Raw genomic sequence first — 16,184 nt, 5'->3', positions numbered from 1 at the left:
TAACCGACCAAGGTAGCGCTGGTACAGATCCTGCTCAATCCTCGCTGCCCCGGCGCAAACAGATCTGCCGCCGAGGTGTTTCTAGATGAACCTGCATCAGCACCGTCTCACTACTAGAGAGAAAATAATGAAATCTGCCTTCAAATCCTTCGCCCCGGGCGCTTTGGCCCTCCTCCTGCTTCTGCCTGCCGCTCTGCAGGCCAAAGAAGCTGAAACCCAGCAGAAACTCGCCAACGTCGTAGTCCTCGCCACCGGCGGCACTATCGCCGGCGCCGGCGCCAGCGCGGCCAACAGCGCCACCTATCAGGCGGCCAAGGTCGGTATCGAACAACTGATCGCCGGTATCCCGGAACTGAACCAGCTGGCCAACGTGCGTGGCGAGCAGGTCATGCAGATCGCCTCGGAAAGCATCACCAACGAAAACCTGCTGCAATTGGGTCGCCGCGTTGCCGAACTGGCCGACAGCAAGGACGTTGATGGCATCGTCATCACCCACGGTACCGACACCCTGGAAGAAACCGCCTACTTCCTCAACCTGGTGGAAAAGACCGACAAGCCAATCGTAGTGGTCGGCTCCATGCGCCCAGGCACCGCCATGTCCGCCGACGGCATGCTCAACCTGTACAACGCCGTGGCCGTCGCCGGCAGCAAGAATGCTCGCGGCAAAGGCGTACTGGTAACCATGAACGACGAAATCCAGTCCGGTCGCGATGTCAGCAAAATGATCAACATCAAGACCGAAGCCTTCAAGAGCCCATGGGGCCCGTTGGGCATGGTGGTGGAAGGCAAATCCTACTGGTTCCGCCTGCCGGCCAAGCGCCACACCATGGATTCGGAATTCGACATCAAGAACATCAAGAGCCTGCCTGACGTAGAAATCGCCTACGGCTACGGCAACGTCAGCGACACAGCCTACAAAGCCCTGGCCCAGGGCGGCGCCAAAGCCATCATCCACGCCGGCACCGGCAACGGTTCGGTGTCTTCCCGTGTAGTCCCTGCCCTGCAGGAACTGCGCAAGAACGGTGTACAGATCATCCGCTCTTCCCACGTCAATGCCGGTGGCTTCGTCCTGCGCAACGCCGAACAACCTGACGACAAGTACGACTGGGTCGTGGCTCATGACCTGAACCCGCAGAAAGCCCGCATCCTGGCCATGGTCGCCCTGACCAAGACTCAGGACAGCAAGGAACTGCAACGCATGTTCTGGGAATACTGACAGAACCCTGCTCGACCGGCCCCGGTCGAGCACGCTTGCAACCACTCGCCCGCCCGGGCGGGTGGTCCCGCTACCGCCTCCTCCCTCCCAGTAAAAATATCTGCTCGCCTCGTGAGACAAATGCGTAAAACGTGGTCAGAAGAACTTCTTGAATTTTAAGCAGTTGCGAAATTTCCTACAGTTAAATACTGTATGTGCGTACAGCTTAATAAGGATTGTTCCGTGGCCACGACCCAAACGCCCCTCAGCTCCTACGAACGCCTGGGTGTACGCATCCAGAAAATCATCAACTCCCCCACCGCACAAAAAGCCAAGGCCGCGCTGATCTTCCGCCTCGCCGACGAACCCCAGGACGAATGGGAGCGCCTGCTGGAAGAAATCGCCGAAAACGACAACGTCACCCTCGCCTATCGCGACGACGGCGGTGTGCAGATTTTCTGGGTTGTGCCGAAGGAAGACTGAGTCGATGAGTGTTCGTTGTTTTGCCCTGCTGTTGCTGTTTCTCGCCTGTACCGCCCAAGCCGATGCGCCCCGTACCTTCAGCGAAGCCAAGAAGGTCGCCTGGAAGCTCTATGCCCCACAATCCACCGAGTTCTATTGCGGCTGCAAGTACACCGGCAATCGGGTGAACCTGGCGGCCTGCGGCTACGTACCGCGCAAGAACGCCAAACGCGCCGAACGCATCGAGTGGGAGCACATAGTGCCGGCCTGGCAGATCGGCCATCAGCGCCAGTGCTGGCAGCAAGGCGGACGCAAGAACTGCACGCGCACCGATACGGTCTATCAGCGCGCCGAAGCCGACCTGCACAACCTGGTACCGAGCATTGGCGAAGTGAATGGCGACCGCAGCAACTTCAGCTTCGGCTGGCTGCCGGAGCAATCGGGCCAGTACGGTTCGTGCCTGACCCAGGTCGACTTCAAGGCCAAGAAGGTCATGCCACGGCCGTCGATTCGCGGCATGATTGCCCGCACCTACTTCTACATGAGCAAGCAGTACGGCCTGCGCCTGTCGAAGCAGGACCTCCAGCTCTTCGAAGCCTGGAACAAGACCTATCCGGTGCAAGACTGGGAACGCCAGCGCAATCAGAGCGTGGCCTGTGTCATGGGGCGCGGCAATGAGTTCGTCGGTGCGGTCAACCTCAAGGCCTGTGGCTGAAAGCAGATCGCCCGCTGAACGCGGGCGATTCTGGATCCTGTGCAAACAGGCTTATTGCGCGGTTTGATGCTCGATGACAGTGACGTCGATATCGCGCTTCTTGGCCTTGACCAGCTTTTCGATCACTTCATTCTTCTTGGCCTCGGCTTCGGCCTGGGAAGCAAACGGACCGACCACCACCAGGCGCTTGCCCCCAACGGTCAGCACATTGGAAATGATCCCGTGCTCGATCAGCCAGCCGGTCAGATCGCTTACCGCCTGAGGCAACTCGCTGCCCACCAGCACATCCCACTGCGGCGCGTTGGACGCCTGAACCGGTTGAACCTGCGCCGCCGCAGTCTTGTTTGCTTCGACCTGCTTGCCTTCGCCGCATCCGGCCAAGGCCAGCACCGCCATCATCATCGCTACTGTGCGCACAACCTACCCCTAGAAAGTCTGAGGCGGCGATTTTAGCACTCCAGCCACCAGAGACCTCGTCACAAAATCAGGCCGAAACAGGAAGAATGATATTTATTGCCTATGTATAGTTGCGCCTGGGGAATTAATAGATCGCCTGCGCGTCAGAAAGAGGCACCCACTCAGTGGAACTTCGCACTAATCTATACCTAAGACCGACCTCTGCACTGTTTGAATCTGGTGCCCTACAAAGCTATCAAGGAGAAGATCATGCTGATACTCACCCGCAAAGTCGGTGAAAGCATAAACATCGGTGACGACATTACGATCACCATCCTCGGCGTCAGCGGCCAACAGGTCCGCATCGGAATCAACGCGCCAAAAGATGTCGCGGTACACCGCGAAGAAATCTATCAACGCATTCAGGCCGGACTCACTGCCCCGGACAAGCGCGAAACCCCTTGAACTCAATGAGCACCCGCTCCTCGCCTGCAATCCAAGGCTGGTGCGGCGCGTGCCTTGTTCATCTTGAGCTTCTCCCTCACCTACACCGCCTGTCCTCTACGGACAGCGGCCACAACAGACTCCCGCGCAGCGGATTTTCGTCAACCACTGAACAACGCCCCTTTCTGGCAACCCACCCTGCCGCTGCCTCCCGGCCCGCGGCGCCGCAGCGATGCAGGCGTCGCACCCGGGCACAGCGGTCAGGCGCCTGCTGACGGCTCCACCGGCTTGAACCCCAGGTCCTCGGTAAACCGCAGCAGGTAGCCATCAGGATCCTGCACCAGCAGGTTCAATTCACCATGCAGCAACTCATCATGGCGATACCAGCATTCCTGGATGTCCCTGCGCAAGGCGATACCGGCCTGCTTCAGTGCCAATGCCAACTGGCGAATATCCGGGCACTCGATGGACAGGTTCATGCCGCGACCAAAGGGTGCCTGCAAGGGGCCTACGCGCCACTCAGACTCCTCCTGATCATCCTGTTCCAGCATCAATTGCCCACCGTTGAATGAAAGAAAGGCAAAGAAATGTTCGGGACGCTGATACTCCACCTTGAAACCCAGGGTATCGCGGTAAAAAGACAGGCTGCGTTCCAGATGGCTGACCAGCATTTCCGGAACCAGGTTATTCATTTGAAACATCGAGGGCTTTCCTTGCTCATTCAATCGAGCCGCGAACCTACCACCAAGCCAAGCCCGAAAGCAGCATCGCTTACCAATGATTACAACTGAGCCAAGCTCACGCGAGGCAACGGCCTGCGACGGTAACCCGTATCAGCGTCTGCGCAGGCGTGATACCAAGGAATGAGGCAATCCGAACAGCCCCGGAAAAACGCAAAAAGCGGCCCGCATTCGGATCGACAATATCCGCGCAGGCCGCCCGATCATGCCCTCGGGTACTGACCTCTAGGCCTCAAGCATGACGCTCCAGCAGCACCTTGCTCCATAACGTGAATGCCACGGAAGGCGTCCACCCCGGGTTGGAGGTGTGCTCCTGAAGACAGAGATAGCGATTGCCTTCATAAGTCACGCCCTCCTCCCTCATGTAGCGCTGGCTGGTATGCCACTCGGGAAAGCTCGGATCGACCACACCTCCCGCGGTCCTGACGCTCAAACTGCGGCTGGGCAAGGATTCCCGGCCCTGAGTGTCAGTAGCCGTGACAAAGTAGCTGTACTGAGTATCCGCATTCAGCCCCTTGTCCTCATAGGCTGCAGTCGCCGTCTTGCCCACCGCATTGCCATCGCGGTACAGGGTATAGAACTCCACCGGCAGCCGGCCGCCGGAAGCCCCCCAACTCAAGCTGACGCTGCTGCGAGTGGTCCCCTGCACCAGCAGATTGCCCGGCGCCCCGGGCCTCTCCGGCTCGCCGCCATTGCCATGGATCAACGGTGCGTAACGGTTGCGGAATTCCCAGTCGTAATGCACGCCCTGCCGATTGACTCCGGCGTCCCAGTTCACCGACCAGGTCATCAAGCCCTTGATGGCGTGCCCACTCTCCTGCAAGCGCCTGAACGCATTGTTCAACGCAGCAGGTTCGATGACATATCCGGTGGCTGCCGCATCGACGTTGCTCGGCAAACCGATCACCAGCTTGTCCGCGGCAATCCGGGTGAAACCACGCGTACCCGAGGCCAGGCTGTCGCTCAGGTAGAACAGAAAGTCCTCCTTCATGGCGTCGTTGTTCTGGGCGATCCACGCCCCCTGCCCGCCATTGACCTCCTGCACCCAGAGCCCATCGCCGCCCTGGTTGTAATACTGCGGCGCGACAAAGTCGTAGTAGCCCTCCAGGGCCTGCAGATACGCCACGTATTTGCCATTGCTGGTCAGGTACGGAAACTCGGGGGCCATGCTGATGATGAAGTGCTTACCCTGGCCGGCGTAATGATCCTTCACCAGCTTCAGCGCGGCCGGCAACACGCTCTTGTTGTCAGCGAAGTCGATAGCGCTCTGCTCCAGATCGATATCCAGGCCATCGAAACCGTAGGTCTCCACCAAGCGGATGATCTCGCTGGCCAGGGGCTGCTCGTTGCCCTTGTGCAATTCGATATGCGCATCGGCACCACCCAGGGAGATCAGCACCGCCCGCCCCTGGCTATTGAGCACGCCCACCTGACGCCGGAACTCTTCATCCGACAGGTTGTAAGGCTTGAACGTAGGAATGCCGTGCCCCTTCATGAAGGCCACCGCCACCACGCTATATTCCTTGGGCACATCCAGCAGATTGAGATTGGCGAACTGCCCCTGCTGGTAACCATCAGCAGGACCGGCGGCCCAGTTGTGCCAGAAGCCCATGAGGATCTTCTTGCCGGCAATGCTCGGCATCAGAGATGCGGCATCCGCGGGCTGAGTCTTGATCGATGTAAAGTCAATTTTATTCATGCTCTAATCCTTCAGAACGGATAAATAATGCTCTAAGCCTGCAACTTACTTGAAGTCCAGATCGAACGCCTGATAGAACCCGTTGCCGGTATTGGCAACGATCCACAGCAACACCACAACATGATGGCCTTTCTTGTTTTTCGGCAGTACAACTTCATGATGGGTCTTGGCCTTCAGCACCGAGCCAAACTTGTCGAATGGAACTTCAGTATAAAAGTCCTGATAAAAAGCCTTGGGTTCCAATTGTGCACGACTGATACGCTGCTTCGGGTCCCAGCCATCTTTGGTGATGAACCAGCTATAACCACGGGTAACGTGAGGCGCGGTGTATTCCCACTGCACGCGAAAGACTTGCCCCGGATCGACACTGAGCAGCGGCCAGTTGAATGCACGGTTGAGTTTCTTCGACATCTCATCGTTGGTGAAGTTGATGCAGTCGCGCTCATCAACCTTGCCACCGCTGAGAATATGACCGTCTGCGGGTGGTACGACGCTTGCCACATCGCTGTCGTAGGGCTTCGGAAAAGGGCCGGCAACCAGAGACGGGAAATTTTTTCCTCCTTCCATCTCATTCACCTGCCAGGTCCCCAGCAGACCCAGTTCCACCGCGACCGAGCCACGACTGGAAGGCGACACGATGCGGCCATGTTTAAGTTGAGCTTGTGGCTTATTCATATATTTCACTCCATTGATTAATTAAGTTCGCTCCTCGTTGAGCACCTTTAACTTAGCGCACTTTTATCGACTTTTTTCATGCGCTCGCAAACTAACCACCCGGGACAATTTTCAAAAGTCGGCGCCAGCCCCATTAAACCCTGGACTTCCCGATTTGAACTGACAACTTGAAGAGTCAATGTATTACACGCTTTTCTACAGCAAGACTTGCTCTTTAACTTTATGAGAAGCCCCAGGCAGCCCAACTAACAGCGAAAAAGCACCCAGCAGAAAAAACAAACCCGGCCATTGCCGGGTTTGTCCTGAAAACGCCTGAAACGATCCATTGCTTATAGGCAGGTTGCCAACGCCGCGAGGCGGCGCTTAGAGACCGCGTTGTCCTCGACCGCATAGTAGTGAATGGTGGTCCCGGAAGGCTCGATCTTGATGTCCGCGAAGGATTCGGCGGCGCGGGTATACACCGTATAGCCACCGCCCTTGCCCGGCTGCAGATAAGCCGCAGCGTCAACACCAAAGACCGCTTCATCCTGCCAGGCGAACTGCACGCACTGCGCCACCAGTTGATCGGCCTTGGCCGAGCTCAGGGTCTTGTTGGGCGTTCTGGCCCGAGCGTCATCCATGGTGGAACCCGCACAGCCGGCCAACAAAACCGCAACCATCATCGCCATCAACACCCGCATGCCGTCACCTCATCCATAAAACGCGAGAGTATCGCTCAGGCGACAGAAAAAAGGCGTCAGACCGCAGAAAAAACCTACTGCAAGGCAAGCGCCATTCTGACAGCCCGCAGCAACGGCCTCGCCCAAGGCCATGGCTTTACGGGCCTTGCCACAAGGACCGGCGTTGTATATTCGGGACTCCCCATTGTCATGATCCAGCTGAAGGTTTAACCTTCGCGCCCCTTCCCACACTTTTGCCAAGGAGATCCACCATGCAACAGCTGATCACCCCTTGCAGGACGTGCCTGGTTTAAACGCTGTATCCGCTACTCGCTAGCGCCTTCGCTTAATCCCGCTTCGTCCTGCCACTACCTGACTATTTTTTTCCAATCAGGAATTGGACATGGACACTTGCATCCGTCATTTGTCGAACGGCGTCTCACTGATCGCCTCAGACACCACCTGGATCGAAGATAAAGCGCTCCAGCAACTGCAAACCACCGCTCAACTGCCCGGCATGCGCCAGGTGGTCGGCATGCCGGACCTGCACCCAGGCCGCGGCTACCCGGTGGGGGCAGCATTCTTTTCCACCGAGATGGCCTACCCGGCCCTGGTGGGCAACGACATCGGCTGCGGCATGACGCTGTGGCAAACCGACCTTTCCAGCAGCCGCCTCAACCTCGACAAGCTGGAAAAGAAAATCGGCAACATCGATCTCCCCCTGGATGAACAGTGGGATCAAGAACGGGCGCAGCTGGGGCTGCCGGTAAACGGTCATGAACACTCGCTGGGCACCATTGGTGGCGGCAATCACTTCGCCGAGCTGCAACAGCTCGACCAGGTGTACGACGCCAGCGCCTTGCAGGCCCTGGAACTGAACCCCAAAGCCTTGTTGCTGCTGGTGCACAGCGGCTCCAGGGGACTGGGAGAGGCCATCCTGCGGCGCCATGTGGACCAGCACGGGCACAACGGCCTGGTAATGGCCAGCGCCGCCGGCACTCAGTACTTGCAAGAGCACGATGCGGCCCTGCGTTTCGCCGAAGCCAACCGGCGATTGATCGCCGAACGCCTGCTGCACAACCTGCGGGCCAAGGGACGCTCGATCCTGGACATCAACCACAACCTGGTATCGCCAGCGAATGTCGCTGGAGTTACAGGCTGGCTGCATCGCAAGGGCGCTACGCCGTCGGACCAGGGTCCGGTGGTCATCCCGGGCTCCCGGGGCGACTACAGCTATCTGGTTCATCCAATACCGGCAGCTGCCAGCCTCTACTCCCTGGCCCACGGCGCCGGACGCAAATGGCTGCGCAGCGACTGCAAGGACAGGCTGGCGACGCGCTTCAGCTTCGACCAGCTCAAGCGCACTCAGTTGGGCAGCCGAGTGATCTGCGAAGACCGCGGATTGATGTACGAGGAAGCACCCGAAGCCTACAAGAACATCGACAGCGTGGTCGGCAGCCTGAGGGATGCCGGCCTGGTGCAGATCATCGCGCGGCTCAAGCCGGTACTGACCTACAAACGCCGGGGGTGCTGCTGATGCTGCTGTTACAGCTGTCTTGCGCCCAGGGGCCCGCCGAGTGCGAACTGGCGGTGACCAAGGCCCTGCAACTCCTGTATCGCGAAGCCGAGGCACAAGGCGTGCGCGCCAGCCTCGTCGAGCAGGTAGCTGGCCAAGGCCGGGGCACCTACAGATCGGTACTGGTCAGCCTTGACGGCGAACAGGCTGCACGACTGGCCGAACGCTGGACCGGCACCCTGCTATGGACCTGCAAGAGCCCCTATCGCCCGGGATACAAACGCAAGAACTGGTATTTCGCCGGCCAACTGTTCAAGGCTCCAGAGGACAGCATGGACGGCACCATCCGCTTTGAAGCCATGCGCGCATCAGGCCCGGGCGGGCAACATGTGAACACCACGGACTCTGCGGTGCGCGCCACGCACCTGGCCAGTGGTATCAGCGTGAAAGTGCAGTCAGAACGCAGCCAGCACGACAACAAGCGCGTTGCGCGCCTACTGATTCTGCAACGCCTGGCAGATCGGCAACAGCAATCTGCCGAGGCGCTGCGCCTGCAACGCCGCGATGCCCACCACAGCGTTGAGCGCGGTAACCCGGTGCGCAGCTTCAACGGTGACGGGTTCACCCCTCAGAACTGATCATCCGTCCCACAGGGAGTCGTGCCTGACCACGACTCCCTGCCGCAGAACTGACGAGCACAGTTTTGAAAAGACCAGTGCGCACGTAAAAGATCTTCAACCCGCCCGACAACCGACGCCGCAGCAGTACGGGCACTCGCAACAGCGCAACCGACAAACAGCGGAACCTTCGAAGACGAGGATCAACGCAAGCATCGGCAACCCAAGCTCCATCGCTTCAAGAGCGGCGCAGAGAATGACCGACAATCAACGGCATAGCGACAGTGGATCAACCCACAGGACGATCCACAAACGCCAGGATGGACGCATGGGAAGAACCCTCGGATGTACCGACGGAACTGATGCGACGAACAGCCGGCGACAACGCCGAACCGCTGATTGAGAATTGGCGAGTGTTCTGCCAAACGCTCTGACGCCTCATCGCCAAACTAGCCTGCACACTCAAACTGCCTTCACGATCAGCAGCGCCATAAGAGGAAGACAGGGAGTGCAGCGAGGACTGAACGGGTTTTGCAGCACGGTAAAAAACGCACAAAACAAAAAAGGGGCTCACCTCTCGGTGAACCCCTTCTAGACCGCCCAGCAGAGCGGATTTTGTTTGGTAGGCGCGATTGGACTCGAACCAACGACCCCCACCATGTCAAGGTGGTGCTCTAACCAACTGAGCTACGTGCCTGCTGTGAGGCGGCATTCTACGGAATTCCAAAGGGGTGTCAACACCTTTTTTGCAGCTAAGCCTATGAATATGCGAATTTTTTAATTTCGGCACCTGGAAGAAGTTTTTCCTTCTGTCTGGTAGCGCTTTTACAACTCAGGTAGCATCGGCGCACTCGTAAAATATATTAAACACATGAGGTCGCAGGATGGCGCACATTCCCTACCCACAGTCCTACTACGCCGCATCCGCCAATGCAGCCCCGGAACGCCCGCTGCTGCAAGGCGAAGTGGAAACCGATATCTGCGTGATCGGTGCGGGTTATACCGGTCTGTCCAGCGCCCTGTTTCTATTGGAAAACGGCTTTCGCGTAACGGTACTGGAAGCTGCCAAGGTCGGCTTTGGCGCCTCCGGGCGCAATGGCGGACAGATCGTCAACAGCTATAGCCGCGACATCGATGTGATCGAGCGCAGCGTCGGCCCCAAGCAAGCACAACTGCTGGGGCAAATGGCGTTCGAGGGCGGCCGGATCATTCGCGAGCGGGTAGCCAAGTACCAGATCCAGTGCGACCTGAAAGACGGTGGCGTGTTCGCTGCGCTGACCAGCAAGCAGATGGGTCACCTGGAGTCGCAGAAGCGCCTGTGGGAGCGCTACGGCCACACGCAACTGGAATTGCTGGACGAGCGACGGATTCGCGAAGTCGTGGCCTGTGACCAATACAAGGGCGGCATGCTCGACATGAGCGGCGGCCACATCCATCCGCTGAACCTGGCACTGGGCGAAGCGGCGGCCGTGGAATCCCTGGGCGGCACCATCTATGAACAATCCCCGGCAGTGCGCATCGAGCGCGGGGCCAATCCCGTTGTACATACCCCACAGGGTAAAGTTCGCGCCAAGTTCATCATCGTCGCCGGCAACGCTTATCTGGGCAATCTGATCCCGGAACTGGCCGCCAAATCCATGCCTTGCGGCACTCAAGTGATCACTACCGAGCCCCTGGGCGACGAGCTGGCAGCCAGCCTGCTGCCCCAGGACTACTGCGTCGAGGACTGCAACTACCTGCTGGACTATTACCGCCTCAGCGGCGACAAGCGCCTGATTTTCGGCGGCGGCGTGGTCTACGGCGCTCGCGACCCGGCCAACATCGAAGCGATCATCCGACCAAAGATGCTCAAGGCGTTCCCACAACTGAAAAACGTCAAGATCGACTACGCCTGGACCGGCAACTTCCTGCTGACCCTGTCGCGCCTGCCCCAAGTAGGCCGCCTGGGCGACAACATCTACTACTCCCAAGGCTGCAGCGGCCACGGCGTGACCTATACCCACCTGGCGGGCAAAGTACTGGCCGAGGCCTTGCGCGGCCAGGCAGAGCGCTTTGACGCCTTCGCCGACCTGCCCCACTACCCCTTCCCTGGCGGCCAGTTGCTGCGCACGCCCTTCACAGCCCTAGGCGCCTGGTACTACAGCCTTCGCGACAAGCTTGGCTTCTGACAGCACGAGCTTTTCGCAGACACAAAAAAACCGCCGAACAGGCGGTTTTTTATGCTCAAACAACAGGCATTGCAAAAAGGCAAATTCCGAAAACAAAAAACCCCGGTCTTGCGACCAGGGCTTTTGCTATCGATGCGAATCAAGCCTGCGGCTTGTTTCGTTGCTTCAAGGCGTTCAGTGGTCCTTGAGGCAGATATGGCGCAGCGGACGGGACTCGAACCCGCGACCCCCGGCGTGACAGGCCGGTATTCTAACCGACTGAACTACCGCTGCGTATCGCTTGGACTTGCGTCCAGGTGAATCGTTTAAATCGTCTGAAAGAAGAGTTTCGAGGCTTTTCGATCTCAAACCAGGCGAGCCTGACTTGGAAAATATGGCGCAGCGGACGGGACTCGAACCCGCGACCCCCGGCGTGACAGGCCGGTATTCTAACCGACTGAACTACCGCTGCGCGTCGGTTGGATGCTTCCGTGGAAGCTTCCGTCTTTCTTGCAAAAGACACTCAGGAATGGTGGGTGATGACGGGATCGAACCGCCGACCCTCTGCTTGTAAGGCAGATGCTCTCCCGGCTGAGCTAATCACCCTTTGCTTCGCTGAGGCCGCGAAATTTACGCAGGTAACGAAGCTAAGTCAATAGCAGGCTTGAAGTTTTTTTCAAAAACAGTGGCAAGCGCCTAGTTGCAAGCAACAAGAAAAAAACGGCTGACACGCAGCCGCACTACTCACTTGCCACTCAAAGCCTGATGCAGCCCTAGGCCTGATAAATCATTTTCTTGGTCATGCCGCCATCCACCACGAACTCCTGGCCGGTGACAAAACCCGAATTGCGCGACAGCAGCCAGGCCACCATCGACGCCACATCCTCCACCGTCCCTACCCTGCCCGCAGGATGCTGGGCATGATCGGCATCGGATAAAGGCTCGGCACGGCGCTGCGCCGGATCACGCGCATCAATCCAGCCCGGACTTACCGCATTGACTCGAATCTCCGGTCCCAAGCTGATTGCCAGGGCATGGGTCAGAGCCAGCAAGCCACCCTTGCTCGCCGCATAGGCTTCGCTGTCAGGCTCGGATTGCCGGGCACGGGTGGACGCCAGGTTGACGATCGCACCGCCATGGGCGCGCAGATACGGCGCACAGTGCTTGGCCAGCAACATCGGCCCACTCAGGTTCACCGCCATGACGCGATTCCAGTAGGCCAGATCCAGACTTTCCAGGGTGATGTTGTGAGGATCTGCCACGGCGGCGTTGCAGACCAAGGCATCCAGGCGCCCGAACTGCCCCAGAACCTCAGCCACACCTTGGGCAACTTGCGCCTCGTCAGCCACATCCATGCTGATGAACCAGGCACTTTCCCCCAGCACCCTGGCCACCTTGGAGCCACGGTCCCGATCCACATCGGTCAGCACCACCTGCCAGCCTTCGCTGATCAGCCAGGCAGCGATACCCAGGCCAATGCCTCGTGCCGCACCGGTAACCAGCGCGACACGTCCGTTGCCGCCACCCTGAGGCGTGGACAACTCGATCACAAGGCTGCCAACCCACGAGCCAGGTCGGCCTGCAGATCAGCCACATCCTCCAGGCCCACCGCAATGCGGATCAGGCTGTCGCGAATACCGGCCGCTTCACGTTCCTGCGGCGCCAGGCGGCCGTGGGACGTGGTGCTCGGATGGGTGATGGTGGTTTTGCTGTCACCCAGGTTGGCCGTGATCGAAATCAGGCGAGTGGCATCGATAAAGCGCCAGGCGCCCTCTTTGCCGCCCTTGACCTCGAAGCTCACCACCGCGCCGAAACCACGCTGCTGACGCTTGGCCAGCTCGTGTTGCGGGTGGCTGGCAAGACCGGCGTAGTGCACCTTCTCGACACCGTCCTGCTGCTCAAGCCACTGCGCCAGAGCCAGGGCATTGGCACAGTGAGCACGCATCCGCAGGCTCAGGGTTTCCAGCCCCTTGAGGAAGATCCAGGCATTGAACGGACTCAGGGTCGGCCCCGCAGTGCGCAGAAAGCCCACCACTTCTTTCATCTGCTCGCTGCGCCCAGCGACCACGCCCCCCATGCAACGACCCTGGCCGTCGATGAACTTGGTGGCCGAATGCACCACCACGTCCGCGCCCAGCTTCAAGGGTTGCTGCAAAGCCGGGGTGCAGAAGCAGTTGTCGACCACCAGCATCGCGCCCTTGGCATGCGCCAGTTCAGCCAAGGCGGCGATATCCACCAGCTCGGCCAGCGGATTGGAGGGAGATTCGACAAACAGCAGCTTGGTGTTGCTCTTGATCGCCGCATCCCAGCCGGACAGATCCGCCAGGGGCACGTAATCGACTTCAACACCAAAACGCTTGAAGTACTTCTCGAACAGGCTGATGGTCGAGCCGAACACGCTGCGCGACACCAGCACATGATCGCCGGCGCTGCACAGACTCATGACCACCGAGAGAATGGCCGCCATGCCGGTGGCCGTGGCGACCGCCTGCTCAGCACCCTCCAGCGCCGCGATGCGCTCTTCGAACGAGCGCACCGTAGGGTTGGTGTAGCGCGAATAGACGTTGCCCGGCACTTCGCCGGCGAACCGTGCAGCGGCGTCGGCAGCTGTACGAAACACATAGCTGGAGGTGAAGAACATCGGATCACCGTGCTCGCCTTCCGGCGAACGGTGTTGGCCGGCGCGCACCGCCAGGGTATCGAACGCTACGCCTTCAAGGTCGCTGTCCAGCCGACCGGCATCCCAATCCTGACTCATGCCGCCTACTCCTAATGTCTTCTTAAAATGCTCTAATCAGTTGTTGTACAGATCGATGATGGCGCTGACCGCCTGGGTCTTGGCCTTGGACGCGTCGTTGCGAGCGTTCTCGATCTTGTTCAGATAGGCCTCGTCGACGTCACCGGTGACGTACTTGCCATCGAACACCGCGCAGTCGAAGTTCTCGATCTTGATCTTGCCGCCACCGACCGCCTCGATCAGGTCCGGCAGATCCTGGTAGATCAGCCAGTCGGCGCCGATCAGGTCAGCCACGTCCTGGGTCGAACGATTGTGAGCAATCAACTCATGGGCGCTTGGCATGTCGATGCCGTAGACGTTCGGGTAACGAACCGCCGGAGCCGCCGAGCAGAAGTAGACGTTCTTCGCGCCGGCTTCACGGGCCATCTGGATGATCTGCTTGCAGGTGGTCCCGCGAACGATGGAGTCGTCCACCAGCATCACGTTCTTGCCGCGGAACTCCAGTTCGATGGCATTGAGCTTCTGGCGTACGGATTTTTTCCGCGCCGCCTGGCCCGGCATGATGAAGGTCCGGCCGATGTAGCGGTTCTTGACGAAACCTTCACGGAACTTGACCCCCAGGTGGTTGGCCAGCTCCAGCGCGGCGGTACGGCTGGTGTCGGGAATCGGAATCACCACATCGATATCGTGCTGCGGACGCTCGCGCAGGATCTTCTCGGCCAGCTTCTCGCCCATGCGCAGCCGCGCCTTGTACACCGAGACACCGTCGATGATCGAATCGGGACGGGCCAGGTAGACGTGTTCGAAGATGCACGGCGTGAGCTGCGGGTTGGTTGCGCACTGACGGGTGTAGAGCTTGCCCTCTTCAGTGATGTAGACCGCTTCGCCCGGAGCCAGGTCGCGAATCAGGGTAAAGCCCAATACATCCAGAGAAACGCTTTCCGAGGCGATCATGTATTCCACGCCTTCGTCGGTATGACGCTGGCCAAAAACGATCGGGCGGATGCCGTGGGGATCACGGAAACCGACAATGCCGTAACCGGTGATCATGGCCACCACCGCGTAACCACCGACGCAGCGGTTGTGCACATCAGTCACCGCAGCAAACACGTCTTCCTCGGTCGGTTGCAGCTTGCCGCGCTGGGCCAGCTCGTGAGCGAACACGTTGAGCAACACTTCGGAGTCGGAGTTGGTGTTGACGTGGCGCAGGTCGGACTCGTAGATCTCCTTGGCCAACTGCTCAACATTGGTCAGGTTGCCGTTGTGCGCCAGGGTGATGCCATAAGGCGAGTTGACGTAGAACGGCTGAGCCTCGGCGGAGGTCGAGCTGCCCGCGGTTGGATAACGCACATGGCCAATGCCCATGTGGCCCACCAGGCGCTGCATGTGCCGTTGCTGGAACACATCACGCACCAGGCCATTGTCCTTGCGCAGGAATAACCGGCCATCATGGCTGGTCACGATACCGGCAGCGTCCTGGCCGCGGTGCTGGAGGACGGTTAGCGCGTCATACAGCGCCTGATTGACGTTCGACTTACCGACGATACCGACGATGCCACACATGCGACGCAACCCCTACTTAATGAAACTGAACTGAACCCATCTTACTGAGGCGTTTTGGCCGGTAAGAGGTGCTCCTTGAACGGTATTTCAGCGGGTACGCTGATACCGCTGGCCAGCCACTGACTGCTCCACCCCAGGATGAGGTTCTTGGACCAGTCTGCGACCAATAGAAATTGTGGCACCAGCCGCGACTGTTGCCACCAGGAATCCTGCTGTACCGGCCCCAGGCTCAGGAGCCCGACCGCCACGACCACCAGCAGCGCGCCACGCGCAGCGCCGAAGGCCATGCCGAGGAATCGATCGGTCCCGGAAAGGCCGGTGACGCGAATCAATTCGCCGATGAGATAGTTGACCATTGCCCCCACCAGCAAGGTGGCGACAAACATGATTGCGCAGCCCGCGATCACGCGAGCCGAGGGAGTTTCGATATAACCGCCGAGGTACTCGGACAGTGAGCCACCAAACATCCAGGCAACGACTCCTGCGATGATCCAGGTAAGCAACGACAAGGCTTCTTTGACGAAACCGCGGCTCAAGCTGATCAAAGCGGAGATGGCGATTATTGCAACGATCGCCCAGTCAACCCAGGTAAATGGCACAGTGCAGCCTACAGACGGAT

Annotated in this window: 16 protein-coding genes and 4 tRNA genes; 7 read left to right on the top strand and 13 right to left on the bottom strand. The window is 59.2% G+C overall.

Annotation, left to right across the window (positions count from 1 at the left end):
* The first annotated feature begins 127 nt into the window (after positions 1-127).
* The 3 genes from DNK59_RS10330 to DNK59_RS10320 all read left to right on the top strand — a co-directional run bounded on the left by DNK59_RS10330 (position 128) and on the right by DNK59_RS10320 (position 2,372).
* Complete coding sequence (locus tag DNK59_RS10330; protein WP_047303134.1) at positions 128-1,216, top strand: asparaginase; 1,089 nt, start codon at positions 128-130, stop codon at positions 1,214-1,216.
* Between the two features lie 192 nt (positions 1,217-1,408).
* A complete protein-coding gene (locus tag DNK59_RS10325) occupies positions 1,409-1,678 on the top strand; it encodes a DUF1654 domain-containing protein (protein WP_110723117.1) in 270 nt (89 codons plus the stop codon).
* A gap of 4 nt (positions 1,679-1,682) precedes the next feature.
* Positions 1,683-2,372, top strand: a complete 690-nt coding sequence (locus DNK59_RS10320; RefSeq protein WP_092316438.1) for an endonuclease — start codon at positions 1,683-1,685, stop codon at positions 2,370-2,372.
* Positions 2,373-2,423: 51 nt separating this feature from the next.
* Here DNK59_RS10320 and DNK59_RS10315 read toward each other — a convergent pair whose 3' ends face one another.
* Positions 2,424-2,774 (bottom strand): penicillin-binding protein activator LpoB, encoded by a 351-nt coding sequence (locus tag DNK59_RS10315; protein WP_092316440.1) that lies wholly within the window; start codon positions 2,772-2,774, stop codon positions 2,424-2,426.
* Positions 2,775-3,038: 264 nt separating this feature from the next.
* Between DNK59_RS10315 and csrA the strand changes: the two genes are divergently transcribed.
* Entirely contained in the window at positions 3,039-3,233 is a 195-nt protein-coding gene (gene csrA, locus DNK59_RS10310) for a carbon storage regulator CsrA (RefSeq protein ID WP_007920550.1), read from the top strand.
* 239 nt (positions 3,234-3,472) lie between these two features.
* Here csrA and DNK59_RS10305 read toward each other — a convergent pair whose 3' ends face one another.
* The 4 genes from DNK59_RS10305 to DNK59_RS10290 all read right to left on the bottom strand — a co-directional run bounded on the left by DNK59_RS10305 (position 3,473) and on the right by DNK59_RS10290 (position 7,006).
* Positions 3,473-3,913 carry a VOC family protein gene (locus DNK59_RS10305; protein ID WP_110723116.1) on the bottom strand — a complete coding sequence of 147 codons (441 nt, stop codon included), beginning with the start codon at positions 3,911-3,913 and terminating at the stop codon, positions 3,473-3,475.
* A gap of 271 nt (positions 3,914-4,184) precedes the next feature.
* Complete coding sequence (locus DNK59_RS10300) at positions 4,185-5,651, bottom strand: carbohydrate-binding protein (RefSeq protein ID WP_110723115.1); 1,467 nt, start codon at positions 5,649-5,651, stop codon at positions 4,185-4,187.
* A gap of 45 nt (positions 5,652-5,696) precedes the next feature.
* A complete protein-coding gene (locus tag DNK59_RS10295; protein WP_092316446.1) occupies positions 5,697-6,326 on the bottom strand; it encodes a lytic polysaccharide monooxygenase auxiliary activity family 9 protein in 630 nt (209 codons plus the stop codon).
* A gap of 329 nt (positions 6,327-6,655) precedes the next feature.
* The gene (locus tag DNK59_RS10290) at positions 6,656-7,006 is read right to left on the bottom strand and encodes a hypothetical protein (protein ID WP_092316448.1); all 351 of its coding nucleotides are present in this window, start codon (positions 7,004-7,006) and stop codon (positions 6,656-6,658) included.
* A gap of 382 nt (positions 7,007-7,388) precedes the next feature.
* Between DNK59_RS10290 and DNK59_RS10285 the strand changes: the two genes are divergently transcribed.
* Together DNK59_RS10285 and prfH are read left to right on the top strand one after the other, a co-directional pair.
* Entirely contained in the window at positions 7,389-8,522 is a 1,134-nt protein-coding gene (locus DNK59_RS10285; protein WP_110723114.1) for an RNA ligase RtcB family protein, read from the top strand.
* Positions 8,522-9,139 (top strand): peptide chain release factor H, encoded by a 618-nt coding sequence (gene prfH, locus DNK59_RS10280; protein WP_110723166.1) that lies wholly within the window; start codon positions 8,522-8,524, stop codon positions 9,137-9,139. Before DNK59_RS10285 ends, prfH begins: the two co-directional genes overlap by 1 nt.
* Before the next feature lie 599 nt (positions 9,140-9,738).
* On the opposite strand, the gene DNK59_RS10275 is transcribed toward prfH, so the two are convergent.
* Positions 9,739-9,815, bottom strand: a tRNA-Val gene (locus tag DNK59_RS10275).
* Positions 9,816-10,002: 187 nt separating this feature from the next.
* Here DNK59_RS10275 and DNK59_RS10270 point away from each other — a divergent pair.
* Entirely contained in the window at positions 10,003-11,286 is a 1,284-nt protein-coding gene (locus tag DNK59_RS10270) for an FAD-binding oxidoreductase (RefSeq protein WP_060838416.1), read from the top strand.
* Positions 11,287-11,482: 196 nt separating this feature from the next.
* Here DNK59_RS10270 and DNK59_RS10265 read toward each other — a convergent pair.
* The 7 genes from DNK59_RS10265 to DNK59_RS10235 all read right to left on the bottom strand — a co-directional run bounded on the left by DNK59_RS10265 (position 11,483) and on the right by DNK59_RS10235 (position 16,164).
* Positions 11,483-11,559: transfer RNA gene (locus DNK59_RS10265), tRNA-Asp, on the bottom strand.
* A gap of 101 nt (positions 11,560-11,660) precedes the next feature.
* Positions 11,661-11,737, bottom strand: a tRNA-Asp gene (locus DNK59_RS10260).
* Positions 11,738-11,795: 58 nt separating this feature from the next.
* Positions 11,796-11,871: transfer RNA gene (locus DNK59_RS10255), tRNA-Val, on the bottom strand.
* Positions 11,872-12,038: 167 nt separating this feature from the next.
* A complete protein-coding gene (locus DNK59_RS10250) occupies positions 12,039-12,815 on the bottom strand; it encodes an SDR family oxidoreductase (RefSeq protein WP_110723113.1) in 777 nt (258 codons plus the stop codon).
* Positions 12,812-14,023, bottom strand: a complete 1,212-nt coding sequence (locus tag DNK59_RS10245; RefSeq protein WP_016968005.1) for an O-succinylhomoserine sulfhydrylase — start codon at positions 14,021-14,023, stop codon at positions 12,812-12,814. The genes DNK59_RS10250 and DNK59_RS10245 overlap by 4 nt, the downstream gene beginning before the upstream one ends.
* A 36-nt stretch (positions 14,024-14,059) precedes the next feature.
* Positions 14,060-15,565, bottom strand: coding sequence for an amidophosphoribosyltransferase (purF, locus tag DNK59_RS10240; protein ID WP_060838413.1), 1,506 nt, complete (start codon positions 15,563-15,565; stop codon positions 14,060-14,062).
* A 41-nt stretch (positions 15,566-15,606) separates the two neighbouring features.
* Positions 15,607-16,164 (bottom strand): CvpA family protein, encoded by a 558-nt coding sequence (locus DNK59_RS10235; protein WP_016968003.1) that lies wholly within the window; start codon positions 16,162-16,164, stop codon positions 15,607-15,609.
* Positions 16,165-16,184: the final 20 nt, after the last annotated feature.

Origin of the sequence: Pseudomonas sp. TKO26, from assembly GCF_003225665.1 — a bacterium.
Taxonomy (GTDB): domain Bacteria; phylum Pseudomonadota; class Gammaproteobacteria; order Pseudomonadales; family Pseudomonadaceae; genus Aquipseudomonas; species Aquipseudomonas saponiphila.
This window is presented reverse-complemented; position numbering and strand designations above follow the sequence as displayed.